This window comes from Rhodococcus sp. IEGM 1351, assembly GCF_030056875.1.
Classification (GTDB): Bacteria; Actinomycetota; Actinomycetes; order Mycobacteriales; family Mycobacteriaceae; genus Rhodococcus_F; species Rhodococcus_F opacus.
In genome coordinates this window covers 1-15,643 of sequence record NZ_JASHKU010000058.1, presented here as the reverse complement: position 1 = coordinate 15,643, position 15,643 = coordinate 1, and the positions used below count along the sequence as shown (strand labels likewise).

Genomic DNA, 15,643 nt, shown 5'->3' with positions numbered 1-15,643 from the left:
TCATGCACGGATTCTATCGAATCAATCCATATTTATTTGCGAGACACACCACTAGGAACACCCGGAAGGAAATCTGTGAGCACAATCGCGAACAGCGAAATCGACGAAGCTATCGACATCGAAGACGAGGCCTTCCATCGCAAGTTTCTCGAAGAGAACGCCGATGGTTTACTCGACATCAGTCACGAGATTCACGCTAATCCAGAGATCCGATTTGAGGAGACCGCCGCAAGTGCCCTCCTCGTCTCGAAACTCGAGGAAGCGGGCTTCGCAACACAACTCGGGGTCGGAGGTTTGCCGACCGCCTTTCTCGCTGAATACGGTTCGGCCTCGGACGGTCCCACGATCGCGTTCTTCCTCGAGTACGATGCGCTGGAGGAGATTGGTCACGCATGCGGGCACAACGTAATTGCGACGATCGGTCTGGGCGCGGCCTTGACGGTGCAGGCGTGGATGCGAGATCACGGGCGTGCAGTCGGCAGGCTGCTGGTCGTCGGCAGTCCCGGAGAAGAAGGCGGCGGAGGTAAGCAGTACCTCATCAAAGCAGGGTGCCTGGATGGAATCGATGCTGCGCTCATGATGCATCCGTCGGGTGAGAACCTTTCCTGTATGACCACGCTGGGCCGCGTAGCGCTCGACTTCGAGTTCACCGGAAAGGCGGCACACGCAGCGGTCACTCCACATCAAGGAGTCAATGCACTCGATGCCGCCGTCCTCACCTTGAACGCGATCGGACTTCTGCGCCAGCAGCTCCCAAGCGACGTGCGAGTTCACGCAATCGTGCTCGAAGGTGGAGAAGCGCCGAATGTGATCCCGGAAAAGTCCGTGCTCCGAGCGTACATTCGTGCCGCCGATACCCGAGCCTTGGTCGACGACCTCCAACCAAGGGTCGAGAACTGCGCCCGCGGTGCAGCCATCGCTACCGGCGCGCAGGTGTCCATTATTCAGCAATCGCCTACGTACGCAGCGCTACAGCCGAATGCGGTACTCGGCGATCTTGTCGAACGAAATTTCGCGCGCGTCGGTCGACGAACGGAACCCCCACGTACCGAGGTCTTTCCGGGTTCGACGGATATGGGCAACGTCAGTCAGATCATCCCGTCGATTCATCCCAACATCGAGTTCGTCCCGGGACTGGGAATGCACACCCGCGAAGCCGCGGAGTATGCGGGAGCGCCGGAAGGCGACACAGCCGTGCTGGACGGCTCACTCATCCTTGCAATGACCGCGAGCCAGCTGTTCTCGAACCACCGACTCGTGGGCCAGGTGAAAGCGGGTTTCAGCGAAGGGGTACGCGTCGACTGATCCCTGGAGGAAATGGCCAACCCGAAGAGCCGAGCTCGCCAGCTCGGCTCTTCGGCTCTACCAGTACGTTGATGCGGCGATCGTTGACCTCGGTGCCATATCGTGATGCGGGATGCACTTCCGATGGCAACGATCCGGTCGGTAGCCCCCGCAGCCTCAACCGCCTCGTGTCGTGGGTTCGGTACATCGACGCCGGTCCGAGGGGTGGGGGAGGACTGGCGCCGGCGCCGATTTCACTGCGGGCACCCGATTGCCGTCCTCGGTTGAACTAACGAGAAGCTGAGTAATTGCAGACACATGGCCGACCTTTCGATGCACGAAGCCGGCCGCGCTCGAGGACGCGGCCGGCTTCACGGTTTCGTGTTGTCGGCTCCGGTCAGACGACGCTCTTCACGCGCTCGGACGCCTTCGCCAGGAACTCCAGACTCAGCGGGTTGTACAGTGCCGCCTGTTCGTGCTGGGGCCAGTGGCCGCATTCCGGATACAGCTGCAGCTGAGCACCGGCGATGTCCGCGGCCATCTTCTCGGCCTCCGGCACGTCCCCGAAGGGGTTCTCGTGGCCCCATACGACCAGTGTCGGTGCCTGGATGCGTGCGAGCCGATCGGGCCGGAGCAGGTTTCGCTGACGCGTGTCCATGTCCTGCAGCGACAGCAGGTTGTGAATGTTGGCGACGAAATCGGGCTGGTGGTAGATCCGGTGCCGGGCCTCCACCAGTTCCTCGGTGGCGTTGACCGGGTCGTGCATCAGCAGGTGCAGCCGGGCACGGGTGAGTTCGATGTCGTTGCTCTGGACGGCCTTGGTGGTCGAAGTGCGAATGCGCTGCATCACGTCGGGGTTTGCGACGGTGCCTCCGGCGGCGAGCAGTTGTAGCGACAGCACTCGCTCGGGCTGCTCACTTGCGAGGTACGCGGCAACCCAGCCGCCCAGCGATTCTCCGACGAGGTGGACCTTGTCCAGCCCGACCGCGTCGAGGTAGTTCACGAGATGGTCTACATAGCGCGGAATTTCGTACGGGTAATCCGGTTTGCCCGTGTAGCCGTGGCCCAGCATGTCGATCGCGTGGCACTCGTAGTACGGAGCATGTGCGGCGATGTTACGCGCGAAGGCTTCCAGGTGACCGCTGGTGCCGTGGAGGAAGATCACTGCCTCCTCGCCCGCGCCGGCCTGTAGCGACCGGGTGGGAACTCCGGCGGCGTCCACCGTCTTGACCGCGAAGTCGAGTCCGGCGAGTTCGTTCCAGATTGTCATGTGTGTGTCCTTTGTCGGGTGTGAAGGGTTGACGAGTCACGGCGCGAGCGGCCGAGTGGTGGGATCGAGGACGACGACGCCCATCCCCGTGAGCCATTCCGGCATGGGTTCGTAGGCAAGGCGTTCCGCGGGAACGTAGTTCACCATCGCGGCCATCATGAGCCAGGTGCGGAGTTCTTGCGCACCGTTACCTGCCTCGGTGTCGACCTCGTCGGTCGAGAACTCCGCGAGTTCGGCCGCCTTGCCGGTCTCGAAAAGATCGAGGATCCGGTCGTCGAACTCCGGTGAGATGGCCGCCTCGGCTGCGCGGATGATCTCCCGCCGGCGCACGTCGTAGTCCGACCAGTTCTCGCGACCGTCGAGCCAGGCCTGCACCATGAAGTCGTCGTCCTCACCGTGCGGATCACGCCAGTCCGGCCATGGCAGCCGGTGCGACAGACCACCGGACGCGATCACGACCACCCGCTTGTCCTCCGGATACGAGTCGAGCGCCGCGCGGAGCGCGTGTGCGAGCGCCTCACAGCGCCCGAAGGTCGGCAGCGGTGGTGCGAAGACGTTGACGACCAGAGGCACGATGGGCACGTCGAGGTCCGCCAGCAGGTACTGGATGGCATGCGACTGCCCGTGGTCGATCTGCAGGCGGGCGGAGAATGCGAGATCGAACCGTCCGCTCTCCACCACCTGCGCGGCGAGGTGGCCGGCCAGGTGCGCGTCGACACGCTGCGGGCCCTTCGGGGTACCCGACTCGCCGCTCGCGATGCACTCGCCCACGCCGAGCGTGAAGGGCGGAACGAGATCGAGCCAGAATCCTCTGAAGTGATTCGACCCAAGCAGGATCACCACGTCGGGCCGCGCCGCGGCGATCCGCTCCCGCGCAGTGACCAGCGCCTCCCGGAAGCGTTCCGCCTCGGCTTTGTGTGTTGTTTCCTCCCAATGGGTGTTCATGAGGGTGCTGTGCGACGCACCCACCCCCAAGACGATCTCGGCCATCAGCCTGTTCCTACTTCCTCGAGTGTGCGGGTCGCCGTGTCGACGGCAACACGGATCAGGTATCGGGTAAGCTTTTCGGCCTCGGCCAGGTCGACGGTGTTCATCCCCATGGCGAAGTCCACCTCGAACGGTGCGTCCACCACCTTGGGCATGCCGACCCGTATGGTCGGGATTCCCCGGCTGCGCAGGATGTTCGCGTCCGTTGCGCCACTGGCGTCGTGCACCGCGCGGTGCGGTTGGCCCTCGGCCGCCTCCCAGGCTGCTACGGCACTGCGGCAGAGCCACATCCGCTCGTCGGACGACTCGCCCGGGATCGATAGGATCTGCTCCACGTCGATGCGGGCGTCCAGTTCGGTGGCTATCCGCCGCACAGCGTCGACCAGTTCGCGTTTGGCGGCGGTCGGTGTGGTCCGTGGGCTCAGGCGCAGATCCACCATCATCCGCACCTGAGCCGGGGTGAACGAGGCGGTCCGCTCGCACCCGCCCCGGATGTTCGCGACCATGCCCTGGGGAAGCACCAGCCCGCTCCGGTGCGCCTGCGAGTACTGCGGGAACCATCGCTCCAGGCGTACTGCCACCTCGCCCGCCAGTGCGACGGGGTTGCGGTACGGCAGCCGATGCCGGGATCCGACGTAAGTGTGGGTGCCGTGCACGGTGACCTCGAACCAGGCCAGGCCCACCTCCTCCCATGAGACCGTCCACCCGGGCTTGGCGATGAGCGCGAAATCTGCCCAGACTCCCTGTTCGAGCAGGAACGAACAGCCCACGCCCTGGCCGGTGTTCCGGCGCGGATTTCCTACGCCCGGACGAGGGTTCGTCGGCATTCCGCCGGCTCCGAAACCCGCGATAAGGTCGCCGGTGAGTGGTATGCCCGCAGCGTGCACTGCTTCGATCGCCGCCATGACGCAGGCGGCATGCCCCTTCGGATTCGAAGCGCCGAGGCCGATGACGTAGTCGCCCTCGCTGTCGGCTCGCGCCGTCATGTCGGGACGGAGCGTCTCCGCCGCCCAGGGCACGTCTTCCTCGCTGTTGCCGCTGGTGACCGTGTCGATCGGGGCGTACAGCATGAGGTCCGGCCCCGACCCGTCACCGCGCAGCCGTGCCCACGAGTTGGCTTGGCGGTCGTCGAGATCCATCGTGTGCGCTTCGATGCCGCTGGCCGTGAACGTCTCTGTGATGTGTTGTGCGAGTGGCGTTTCGTCGCCGGTCGGGCTGGCGATGTCCACCAGACCGATGATCAGCTCCCGTAATCGCTCCCGATCGACCGTCGCCCACGCCTGTTCGGTCCAGGTGCGGCGCTGCTCGTCGAGGCCCGCGAGCGGGGTTGCGGTTGCGGCCGTCACGAGTTGATCCGGTGAACCTGGGTGTTGCTGCGTGCGGCGACGAAACGCCATGCCCTCGGCACGCCGGTGGCGAGCAGGACGCCGAACGTCACGCCGGTCAGAGTCTTGAACATCGAAATTCTCCTCTAGTCGGCGTCGGCCGCAGTGGGTGCGCTCGCCCCATTGGCCGACTCGGTGGATGTCGCCGGCTGCGCAGTCTTCCGCGCCGCGGAGGCACGGCGCTCACGAACCGGTCTATCGGGTGCTGCCGGCGCGAAAGTGACTGCAGCCGCGATCTTCTCCCCATATTCCTGTTCGGCGAGATTTCGCCACGTGGTGAGCGAGACGTCGGGTCGGTACAGCTTCTCCGGCGGAGCGTCGGTGACGCGGACCATCCACTCGTCCTGGCCCGAGAACTGGCCGTGGAACAGCCACCGCACGGCACCGAGGTATTTGGCGTAGAAGCCGAGCCTCTTCACCCCGGTCTCGAAGTTGACCATGAGTCCCACGTACTGGTGGTGATCCTCGTCGACCGGAACATAGAACTCGTAGTGAATGAAGTTGGGATAGGCGATCCGCAGCACACCCGGCATCGACAACGAGGCAAAGCCCGGGAAGTTCTGGGCTGCGATCACCGGATTCACCTTCACGCCGGCGCCGACGTTGCCGATCTGCGAGATCTGGCTCTCGTCGGGCTTCTTCTTCCACCAGCGCTTGTTCGTCCACTTCCCGACGCCAGGAAATTCGGCCTCCCAGTAGACCTCGTCTTGGACCCGGTAGATCCACCGGCCTTCGGGGACGATGCTGGTGATGTTCCACGTCGGCATCGGCTTGAACAACCGCCACAACGCGGTGCGGTGCAGGTACTTCGCATGTCCTTCGTCGAATCCGTTCTCGCAGGCGAAGCGCCAATTGCCGCCCCGCGGTTGGATCCGGCCCCCGACGACGCCTTCGTTCTCGACGAGCTCACGGGGCAACTGCTCGTCGATCGACGGCACGGGCTCGTTGCCGATCGGGATGTACACCCAGACCAGGCCCAGGCGTTCTTCCACCGAGTAGGTCTGCACGGACAGTTTGCCGCAGATCTTCGAATCCGGCCCGTCGGTGATGACGGCGGCCAGTTTGCCGTCGGTGAGCCGGAACGTCCACCCGTGATAGGGGCAGCTGACGGTCCCCGGGAACTGTTGATCGCCCTCCGATAGCGGGACGCCACGATGGGGGCAGCGGTCATGCAGTGCGTAGACCTTGCCTGCGTCGCGAATGAGCGCGAGCTTCTCGCCGCAGATGGTGTGGCTCGTCGGCTCACCTGTTACATGGTTCGCCCACGTCACCGGGTACCAGTAACCGCGGTAACCGCTGCCTGCCTCGTTGTATCGAGGCCAGGCGGTCCAGTCCTGCCGACCGGCCGCGCGCGGCCTCTCCGGGAGAACCTGCGAGTTCTCCGGCGCCTCGACACCAGTCATGTGAAGTCCTCTCGAGATGAGATCAAGTGATGCAGGAGATCTTCCGATCGATCGCCGTGCACCTCAACAAATCCGGTTCGCTCAGCAGACCGGGTTCACCGCCGTGACGATCGAGGTGTCGTGGTGATCACCGCGCTGCCCTCCGCGCACAATGCCCCGTCGTCGGCGTGTTCGACGAGGGTGACCTCGATCCGGTCACCCTCGATCCGGGTGACGGTTCCGCTGACCGTCAGGACACACCCCACGGGGGCGGGCGCTCGGTTGCGCCACGTCACGGACGTCACCGCACCGAGCTCGCCGGCCAGGCGGGCGGCGGCCCGGAAGAACAGCGTCCCCTGCAGCTGAGCCATCACCACCGGGTCGGGAAGGCCCTCGGCACGGGCGTAGTCGGTGTCGTAGTGAATGCGGTGTGCATTGTGGGTGGTTGCACCGAAACGTAGAATCCGGACCGGATCGCACTGCAGCGCAACCTGTTCGATAGCATCGCCGACCATCCATCCGCCACTGGGCGTCATCGGACGATGAACCGTTCCGTGACAATTGCCAGCGTGACCGATCCCGTGACGCGGTAGGTCTTGGACACAGTGATCAGAAGGAACTCACCGCCATCACTGCCCTTCCAGTCGACACCGTTCACGGTGCGTGTGACCTCGAGGGGCACGCCGAGCGGGGGAGTCGAACAAAACTCGATGGTCTGCCCTCCCGCCAACAGGCGCACGTCCAGCCCGGCCGTGCCGGGCACTTCATCGGCGAACATGCCGTCGGGGCGATACTCAGCGGTGTCGGCGCCATCCGGTCCTCGCAGCAGGCTGGGCAGGTACATCGGGTGGACCCGGAAGTCTTCCCGGCCGGGGTCGAGGAATCGACGATCGCGCTCCGCCGACGCCCGCGCGAACGCCACGGACTCTGCTGCACGCACTTCCCCGAGGCGGCGGTGTGTGGTGGTACCGATCATCCGGCACGCGCGTTCGAAGACTGAATCTAAACCAGTTCGCATGGGCGAAAGCTAGATCCGGTGTGGCGGCATCACCACGGTCCCGGACCGTCCAGCGGACCGAGATGCTTCCGCCACCGCCGCAGATCGGGTCAGGTGTGGTCATGGCACATCCACCGAACAGTCTGTACGCCACGGCCGCGGGCGTGAAATTCCATTACCACGACATGGGCGAGGGGTCTCCGACGATCTTCCTGCACGGCGGCGGCCCCGGCTGCACGGCGTGGTCAGATTTCGGCCCCGTCGCACCACTCTTCGCCGACGATCGTCGAGCCGTGCTCGTCGACATCCTCCAATACGGCAAGTCCGACAAGTGCACCATCAGCGGACCGATGTGGGATTTTCACGCCGCCAAGATCGTCGCCCTTCTCGACGAGCTCGGCATCGCCCGAGCTGACTTCGTCTGCAATTCATGGGGCGGGACGATCGCCCTGAATCTCGCGGCGAAGTACCCGGAGCGGGTGCGGGCTCTGGTGATCACCGGAAGTATGCCGGTCTTCTACGGACCGCTCGCCCCGTTGCCGGAGGACGGCCGGCGCGGCCGCAAAGCCCGGGACGTGTACTACGGCGGCGACGGTCCCACCCGCGAGAAGATGCGGCAACTCATCACTCGCCTCGAATGGTTCGACGGAGACCAGCTGCCGGACGACACGCTCGAGATGCGGTACCGGCAAAGTCTCGATCCCGACGAGATGGCGCTGGCCGCGGCGTCGGACAATCCGCGTGGGGACTGGCAGGATCTGACGACCGAACTCGGGATGATCGAAGCGCCGGTTCTGTTCGCGTGGGGAATGCACGACGCCTTCCTCACGCCGGACTATCCGCTGATGCTGGCCCGAATGATCAAGCACGGCCACCTCTACATAATGGACCGCGCGTCCCACCACCTGCAGGAGGAACGTCCGCACGACTACTACTCGCTCGTTACGGGATTCCTCGAACAGCGACACCCGTGACCACGAGCAGCACTTGCTCGGAGCTGATCCCCGCACCACCCGTCGGGACGAAACGCATCCAGCTCGTCCTCGTCCTCGGTGTGCTCACCGCACTGGGCCCGTTCACCGTGGACATGTATCTACCGGCACTACCAGCCATCGCCGTCGACTTCGAGACCTCGGAGTCGACGGTGCAACTGACACTGACCGGGACGCTGATCGGTCTCGCTCTCGGACAGCTGGTGATCGGCCCGGTCTCTGACCGCTACGGTCGGCGTCGCCCACTCCTGCTGGGCACGGCAGTCCATGTCGTCGCGTAGGTGGCGTGCTATTTCGCGCCGACCATCACGGTGCTCGGTGTGTTCCGGACTGTTCAGGGGGTGGGCGCCGCGGCGACTGCGGTCATCGCGACCGCCGTTGTCCGGGACCTCTTCTCGGGCCGCGCCGCCGCTGTCATGTTCTCCCATCTGATGCTGGTCATGGGTGTGGCCCCGATCCTGGCGCCGAGCATCGGCGGAATCCTCATGACCACCATGTCGTGGCACGGTGTGTTCCTCGTGCTGGCGGTGCTCGCGGCTCTGTTGATGCTGATCGGTGCCGTCGCATTGCCCGAAACGCTTCCGCCCTCGCGCCGGAGCCGACGCGGACTTGCCCCTGCACTCCGGACCTACACCCGGCTCGTTCGCGACGGCGGCTTCATGACGCTCGTCCTCGTGTGTGGACTGGGCCGTGCGGTCCTGTGGGCGTATATCGCCGGATCCTCGTTCGTCATGCAGAGGGAGTTCGAACTGGATCCGACCGTGTACGGAATGGCGTTCGCGGCCGGCGGCGTCGTCCTGATCGGGGCGGCCCAACTCAACGTGCGGCTGCTGGACCGCTGGTCTCCCGTCCGGATCTGTATCGTCGCGCTCGCCGTCAGCGTCGTCGTTGGAGTCATGTTCGTCGCCGTGGCTCTTCATGGCACTGTGGGATTCGCCGGCTTCGCGGTGCCGGTGCTGGCCTTACTGTGTGCCACCGGATTCGTCATGCCGAATGCGCCGGCTCTGGCATTGACCCGGCACGGCGACGCGGCCGGGACCGCGGCGGCAATCGTCGGGTTCGCGCAGTTCGGTACGGCCGCCGTCGTGGCCCCGGTCGTCGGCGCCCTAGGGAACACCTCGCTCGCCGTGGCCGTCACGATGACTGGGTGCGCTGTCCTTGCCGTTCTCTCGCTCGGGTTCGGTGTCAGGCCGAACGCGCGACGCCACGGAGGGCACGACTGATGTTCGATCCCGCGGCCGTCAACGGCTTCGCCACCCGGCCGACATTCATCCGCGACGTCGTGGTGGTCACGCTTACCGCACCGACCACCATCGAACCGGCGAACACGGGTACCGCGATACTGGTCATACCGAGTCCGACCTCCTCGACCTCCAACGCGAAACCCTCTGTACGGACCCGATCGAGTTGCCGACGAAGACGGAGAGCCGAGGCAACGGTCCGAGTCGTCAGGGGAGCGAACCCACGAGCGACGACCTCGTCGAACATGCTCGACGGCGAGTACGCGAGGATCGCCTTGCCGGTCGCCGTGGCCTCGATCGGGAATCGGCCTGCGATCCGCGAGGGGAGCCGGGCGCTGCGGTGACCGGAGATCTTTTCCACGAACATGACGTCGAGGCCGTCCCGAATCGCCAAGTGCACCGTCTCGAGGGTGAGAGAGTGCAGGTCCTGCATGAACGGAACCGCGGCATCCCGGATGATGCGTTGTGTCGGGACCAGCTGGCCCAGTTCGAAGAGGCGCAGTCCCAACCGGTAGTCGGTTCCAACCCGCTCCAAGAACCCGATCTGGACCATCTCCCCGGCAAGGCGGTACACCGTCGCCTTCGCTACCCCGCTCCGACGTGAGAGCTCGGTCAACGACAGCGCTCCGGAATCTGCATCGAAGCTGTCGAGTAGCAGTCGCACTTTTCCCAGCAACGACGCGTTCATATGGATCCTCCGACAGGCGGTCCACTCAGCGGACCAGCCCGTCGAGCATACCCCGGTCTTCAATTCCGTAGCAGATGAGATCGCCGCGCTAGTGTGGCTCCGATTTCTTCCGCGGCGGCGCGGACCGGACTGGTGTGGTTGTCGGGCCGAAAGCGATGGGACGGGCCGGTCACGCTGATCGCGGCGACCACGTTCTCGCTCTCGCGGACCGGTGCTGCCACGCACACGATTCCGGTGGCGGATTCCTCGTATTCGTAGGCCATGCCCTCGGCGGCGACGCGGTCGAGCTGGGTGCGCAGCGGGCCGGGCAGGATGATGGTCCGCGGGGTGTAGCGGGCCAGCGGAGCGGAGAGCACCTGTTCTCGGAGGGCGCTGTCGGCGTGGGCGAGCAGCACCTTGCCGATTGCGGTGCAGTGCACCGGCATCCGGCCCCCGATCCTCGATGGTGCGCTCGCCTGCCGATGACCGCCGATCTTCGACAGGTACACAACCTCCGTCCCGTCGAGGACCCCCAGGTGCACCGTCTCGTGGGTGCGGACATAGAGGTCCTCCATGAACGGGATCGCCACCTCGAGCAGGCTGCGCTCGACCGACGCCCGCATGCCCAGCTCGAATAACGAGCCGCCGAGCCGGTAACCGGCATCGGTGCGGTCCAGCATCCGCACCGCCACCATGTCGGAGAGCACCCGGTGCAGCGTGCCTTTCGGGATGGACGTCCGCCGGACCAGTTCGGCCAGCGACAGGGTCGAGTCGTCGATGGTGAACGCATGCAGCACCATCATCACCTTGCCCAGCACCGTCGTGCGGTCGAACTCCTGATCGGACACTGGCGGTTCCTCCCTTCCGCTACCACCGGCGGCTTTCGTCCACGATACGGCGTGTGTTCGGCTCAGTGGAACACAATGCTTGGCGGACCATCACCCCGCGGCGACAGTGGAACCACAGTCCATTCCCCACGATCACATCGGGACGTCAGATGAGCACACCCCCGGGCACCAGCCTGCCCCCCACGGCGCGAGCCACCGCCGACGCTATCGCCGCCGCCGCCGAGCGGTTGAGCACCGCCGCCGCAACTTCCACGCCGTGCACCCCGGTCCGCGACCTGATCGGTACCGACGACGCCGCGGCCGCGTACGCCGTCCAGGAACGGATCGTCGCCGACCGAATCGCCGCCGGAGCGAGCGTCGTCGGCCGCAAGATCGGCCTGACCTCCCCGGCGGTCCAGCAGCAGCTCGGCGTCGACCAACCGGACTTCGGGGTGCTGTTCGACGACATGCACTGCCAGGAGGCCGGCCCGATCCCGCTGTCGCGTCTGCTGCAGCCGAAGGTGGAGGCGGAGATCGCGTTCGTCCTCGACCACGATCTGGTGGACGGGCCGCTCGACGACGCCCAGATCCGCGCCGCCGTCGACTACGCGGTGGCCGCCCTCGAGATCGTCGACAGCCGAATCGCCGTGTGGGACATCACCTTCGGCGACACCGTCGCCGACAACGGGTCGAGCGGGCTGTTCGTCCTCGGTGCCGACCGGCGCACCCTCGACTCCTTCGACCCGGTCGCCGCGCAGATGCAGATGTCCGTCGGCGACACCGCGGTGTCGACCGGAACCGGGGCCGCCTGTCTCGGTGACCCGTTGCGGGCGCTGGCCTGGCTCGCGCGCACCGCACGCGAGTTCGGCCAACCACTGCTGGCCGGCCAGGTGATCTTGTCCGGGGCCCTCGGACCGATGGCCGTCATCGACACCGCCGGCACCGTCCGCGCCGACATCACCGGTCTCGGATCGGTCACCGCAACCTTCACCCAGGAGTGAACACCATGAGCGAAAGCACCCGTAAGGTCACCGTCGCGGTGATCGGATCCGGCAACATCGGCACCGACCTCATGATCAAGGTGATCCGCCACTCCGACGTCCTGCAGATGGGCGCGATGGTCGGCATCGACCCCGACTCCGACGGGCTCGCCCGCGCCCGCCGACTCGGCGTCCCCACCACCGCCGACGGCGTCCAAGGCCTCCTTCAGCTGCCGAACTTCGACGAGATCGACGTGATCTTCGACGCCACCTCCGCCAAGGCACACGCCGCCAACGCCGCCCTGCTCGAACCGCTCGGCAAACGGCTGATCGACCTCACCCCGGCCGCCCTCGGGCCTTTCGTGGTGCCGGCGGTCAACCTCGACGAACACCGGGACGCCACCAACGTCAACATGGTCACCTGCGGCGGTCAGGCCACCATCCCGATCGTCGCCGCCGTCTCCCGCGTGACACCGGTCGCCTACGCTGAAATCGTCGCCTCCATCGCGTCGAAGTCCGCGGGTCCGGGCACCCGCGCGAACATCGACGAGTTCACCGAAACCACCTCCCACGCCATCGAAACCGTCGGCGGCGCCCGCCGCGGCAAGGCCATCATCATCCTCAACCCGGCCGACCCGCCGCTGATCATGCGCGATACCGTCCTGTGCCTGATCTCCGCCCCCGACCCGGCCACCCACGACGCGGTCCGCGACTCGATCCAGACAATGGTCGACCACGTCGCGACCTACGTGCCCGGCTACCGACTCAAGCAACAGGTCCAGATCACCCCCGTCCCGGACGGCCAACCCGTCCACACCCTGCTCGCCTCCGGGGACACGGCGGCCCCCACCCACCAGGTGACGGTGTTCCTCGAAGTCGAAGGCGCCGCCCACTACCTGCCCGCCTACGCCGGAAACCTCGACATCATGACCTCGGCCGCAGTGCGCTACGCCGAGTCCGTCGCCGACACGATCGCCGCCCCGACGGCAACACAGGGAGCCACCCGATGACCACCAGGCTGTTCATCCAAGACGTCACCCTCCGCGACGGCATGCACGCCGTCCGCCACCGCATCACCCCCGACGACGTCGGCACGATCGTGGCCGCGCTCGACGCCGCCGGTGTCGACGGCATCGAAGTCGCCCACGGCGACGGACTCGCCGGCGGATCGCTGAACTACGGCCCCGGCAGCAACACCGACTGGGAATGGATCGAAGCCGCCGCCGCCAACCTCACCCACGCCCGGCTGACCACCCTGCTGCTGCCCGGCATCGGCACCATCGCCGAACTCGAACACGCCTACCAACTGGGCGTGCGGTCGGTGCGGGTGGCCACCCACTGCACCGAAGCCGACGTCGCCGCCCAGCACATCGGCAAAGCCCGCGAGCTCGGCATGGACGTCTCCGGTTTCCTGATGATGAGCCACATGACCACCGCACCCGAGCTCGCCGCCCAGGCCAAGCTCATGGAGTCCTACGGCGCGCACTGCGTCTACGTCACCGACTCCGGTGGCCGGTTGACCATGGACGGCGTCCGCGACCGGGTCCGCGCCTACCGGGACGTGCTCGACGAGGCCACCGAGATCGGCATCCACGCCCACGAGAACCTGTCGCTGTCGGTCGCCAATTCCGTCGTCGCCGTCGAAGAGGGCGTCACCCGGGTCGACGCCTCGCTGGCCGGGCACGGCGCCGGCGCCGGCAACTGCCCGATCGAACCGTTCATCGCGGTCGCGGACCTGCAGGGCTGGAAGCACAACAGTGACCTGTTCGCCCTCCAGGACGCCGCCGACGACCTCGTCCGGCCGCTGCAGGACCGGCCCGTCCGCGTCGACCGGGAAACCCTCACCCTCGGCTACGCCGGCGTGTACTCGTCCTTCCTCCGGCACGCCGAAGCCGCATCCCAGCGGTACGGCATCGACGTGCGCACCATCCTCCTCGAGGTCGGCCGCCGCGGCCTCGTCGGCGGACAGGAAGACCTCATCGTCGACATCGCCCTCGACCTGATCGCCACGAACCCCGAGGCCGCGAGGAGCTGAGTCCGGTTGCGGCGGAGATAAATCGGCCCTCCGCCGCTTCGAGACGGTCCCAGTTTGCCCGGCATCGGCCAGACAGTCCGTGCAAGCCGCTGGACACGAGCAGCCTGGATCTTGGTACTCAGCGTTCCGTCGAGGCGCGATACCCGCGTGATCCTTGTGAGCACGCCATCGAGAGGTGTGTCCACGGTGGTATCCGCGCTGCTCGTGCCGTCGGGACCAGTGCGCGGGATCGATGAGCCGACGGAGTGAGTAGACCGTCCGATGGGTGAAGGTGATCCGCTCGTCACTCAGCGGTACCCGCCGTCCCCGGCCGCCGAACTCGGTGGAGTTGGCTTCGCTGATGTTCAGGAGATCGGCCGTGGCGGTTTCGGTGTGGTTTACCGCTGCACTCAGAGCGTGATTGAGAACTCGTCGACGGCGTGTGTCTGCGGTGGTCGGTGCGTGGAAGTGGGCTCCTGGTTGAGTTGGTGGGGTCGACGCCCGCAGCCGAATCGAGGAGCCCACTTCCATGCCATCATCGGCCATCTCACCGTGCCCGTCGTGTCCGCCCCACGCGGCGGGCGGGCACCGTTGCGCGATGTACCCGTCGTCGGTCACCGATGCACAGTGGGTGATCCTGCAACCGTTGCTGCCGGCGCCGGGCAACACCGCGGGTCGCGGCGGCAGACCTGAGAAGCATTGCCGCCGAATCATATTGGACGCCATCCTGTACCTGGTCCGCGGTGGGATCGCGTGGCGGCAACTGCCGGTGGAGTTTCCGCCGGTCGGGACGGTGTACGCGACCTTCTTGCGTTGGATCCGTGGCGGGGTCTGGCATCGCATCCTCGACACCCTGCGCGACCGGTTGCGGGTGCGAGCCGAAAGGGATCGCTGTCCGACCGCGGCGATCATCGATTCGCAGACTGTCCCGGTCGCCGACACGGTGCCCCGATCCGGTACCGAATGGGACGGCGCGAAACGAACGACCGGTGTGAAACGCCACATCGCGGTGGACGTGACCGGGCTGTTGTTGGGAGTCGTGGTGACCGCGGCCTCGATTCAGGACCGTGACGCCGGGCACCGGCTGCTCGCCATACTGCGCGGCACGTTCTCCACGATCCGGCTGGTGTGGGCCGACGGCGGCTACCCGGGACGCCTGCTCGGCTGGGCGAAAAGTGTTCTGGCTCTACGGGTCGACATCATCAAACGCAAGCCCAGTAATACCGGATTCCACGTCCGGCCCCGAGTTTGGGTGGTAGAACGGACCTTCGGTTGGCTCCTTAAATATCGCCGCTGTGTCCGCGACTACGAAGCCAAGCCTGAACACCACGAAGCGATGGTTCTCGTCGCCACCATCGCGACTATGACCAGGCGACTCGCCCGAACCTGACCGTTCTCAATCACATTCTCAGCGAGGCGCACGCCCGCCCATCGCGGGTTCTCAAACACTCTCTCAGACGTCGCGGCGATCGGGGCACTGACGAAGTATTACGACCGCCTGTATCTGGGCGACGACGCCTAAGAGCGTGTCTCATGTGGATGAAGTGATGTGTGGGACATAGTGTGACGCGTGGTAGATGAGTTGTCACTGCGGTTGGTTCCGGATGCGTTGTGGGA

The 15,643-nt window shown here is 66.0% G+C and carries 15 protein-coding genes and 2 pseudogenes; 9 read left to right on the top strand and 8 right to left on the bottom strand.

What is annotated here, in order from left to right; translation table 11 throughout:
* The first annotated feature begins 75 nt into the window (after positions 1-75).
* On the top strand, positions 76-1,305 hold the full coding sequence (locus QM806_RS40360; protein ID WP_283294998.1) for a M20 family metallopeptidase: 1,230 nt from the start codon (positions 76-78) through the stop codon (positions 1,303-1,305).
* A gap of 376 nt (positions 1,306-1,681) precedes the next feature.
* On the opposite strand, the gene QM806_RS40355 is transcribed toward QM806_RS40360, so the two are convergent.
* The 6 genes from QM806_RS40355 to QM806_RS40330 all read right to left on the bottom strand — a co-directional run bounded on the left by QM806_RS40355 (position 1,682) and on the right by QM806_RS40330 (position 7,152).
* Entirely contained in the window at positions 1,682-2,554 is an 873-nt protein-coding gene (locus tag QM806_RS40355) for an alpha/beta fold hydrolase (protein ID WP_005260591.1), read from the bottom strand.
* Between the two features lie 36 nt (positions 2,555-2,590).
* On the bottom strand, positions 2,591-3,544 hold the full coding sequence (locus QM806_RS40350; protein ID WP_054246825.1) for a DODA-type extradiol aromatic ring-opening family dioxygenase: 954 nt from the start codon (positions 3,542-3,544) through the stop codon (positions 2,591-2,593).
* Complete coding sequence (locus tag QM806_RS40345) at positions 3,544-4,887, bottom strand: M20 family metallopeptidase (RefSeq protein WP_120660874.1); 1,344 nt, start codon at positions 4,885-4,887, stop codon at positions 3,544-3,546. Before QM806_RS40345 ends, QM806_RS40350 begins: the two co-directional genes overlap by 1 nt.
* Positions 4,888-5,012: 125 nt before the next feature.
* Entirely contained in the window at positions 5,013-6,329 is a 1,317-nt protein-coding gene (locus QM806_RS40340; protein ID WP_120660875.1) for a Rieske 2Fe-2S domain-containing protein, read from the bottom strand.
* A gap of 95 nt (positions 6,330-6,424) precedes the next feature.
* Entirely contained in the window at positions 6,425-6,823 is a 399-nt protein-coding gene (locus tag QM806_RS40335; RefSeq protein WP_005562193.1) for a hotdog family protein, read from the bottom strand.
* A gap of 17 nt (positions 6,824-6,840) precedes the next feature.
* A complete protein-coding gene (locus QM806_RS40330) occupies positions 6,841-7,152 on the bottom strand; it encodes a hypothetical protein (RefSeq protein ID WP_245371825.1) in 312 nt (103 codons plus the stop codon).
* Between the two features lie 3 nt (positions 7,153-7,155).
* Here QM806_RS40330 and QM806_RS40325 point away from each other — a divergent pair, with 3 nt between their 5' ends.
* The 3 genes and pseudogenes from QM806_RS40325 to QM806_RS40315 all read left to right on the top strand — a co-directional run bounded on the left by QM806_RS40325 (position 7,156) and on the right by QM806_RS40315 (position 9,520).
* A complete protein-coding gene (locus QM806_RS40325) occupies positions 7,156-7,308 on the top strand; it encodes a hypothetical protein (RefSeq protein ID WP_245371824.1) in 153 nt (50 codons plus the stop codon).
* 119 nt (positions 7,309-7,427) lie between these two features.
* Positions 7,428-8,279 (top strand): alpha/beta fold hydrolase, encoded by an 852-nt coding sequence (locus QM806_RS40320; RefSeq protein ID WP_169694829.1) that lies wholly within the window; start codon positions 7,428-7,430, stop codon positions 8,277-8,279.
* Positions 8,276-9,520: pseudogene (locus QM806_RS40315) on the top strand (multidrug effflux MFS transporter). The gene QM806_RS40320 and the pseudogene QM806_RS40315 overlap by 4 nt, the downstream one beginning before the upstream one ends.
* Here the strand turns inward: QM806_RS40315 and QM806_RS40310 are convergent.
* The gene (locus QM806_RS40310) at positions 9,483-10,226 is read right to left on the bottom strand and encodes an IclR family transcriptional regulator (protein WP_005260582.1); all 744 of its coding nucleotides are present in this window, start codon (positions 10,224-10,226) and stop codon (positions 9,483-9,485) included. The pseudogene QM806_RS40315 and the gene QM806_RS40310 overlap by 38 nt on opposite strands.
* Positions 10,227-10,285: 59 nt before the next feature.
* Positions 10,286-11,053, bottom strand: coding sequence for an IclR family transcriptional regulator (locus QM806_RS40305; RefSeq protein WP_005562184.1), 768 nt, complete (start codon positions 11,051-11,053; stop codon positions 10,286-10,288).
* Between the two features lie 149 nt (positions 11,054-11,202).
* Between QM806_RS40305 and QM806_RS40300 the strand changes: the two genes are divergently transcribed.
* The 5 genes and pseudogenes from QM806_RS40300 (at position 11,203) to QM806_RS40285 (ending at position 15,416) form a co-directional block, all read left to right on the top strand.
* Positions 11,203-12,033, top strand: coding sequence for a 2-keto-4-pentenoate hydratase (locus tag QM806_RS40300; RefSeq protein WP_283294997.1), 831 nt, complete (start codon positions 11,203-11,205; stop codon positions 12,031-12,033).
* Between the two features lie 5 nt (positions 12,034-12,038).
* Positions 12,039-13,022: an acetaldehyde dehydrogenase (acetylating) gene (locus QM806_RS40295; protein ID WP_005260579.1), complete on the top strand. Its 984-nt coding sequence runs from the start codon at positions 12,039-12,041 to the stop codon at positions 13,020-13,022.
* Positions 13,019-14,047, top strand: a complete 1,029-nt coding sequence (gene dmpG, locus QM806_RS40290; protein WP_283294996.1) for a 4-hydroxy-2-oxovalerate aldolase — start codon at positions 13,019-13,021, stop codon at positions 14,045-14,047. Before QM806_RS40295 ends, dmpG begins: the two co-directional genes overlap by 4 nt.
* Positions 14,048-14,308: 261 nt before the next feature.
* Positions 14,309-14,458, top strand: a pseudogene (locus tag QM806_RS42010) (protein kinase domain-containing protein); the annotation flags it as partial.
* Positions 14,459-14,555: 97 nt separating this feature from the next.
* Positions 14,556-15,416: an IS5 family transposase gene (locus QM806_RS40285; protein WP_283294995.1), complete on the top strand. Its 861-nt coding sequence runs from the start codon at positions 14,556-14,558 to the stop codon at positions 15,414-15,416.
* Positions 15,417-15,643 lie beyond the last annotated feature (227 nt).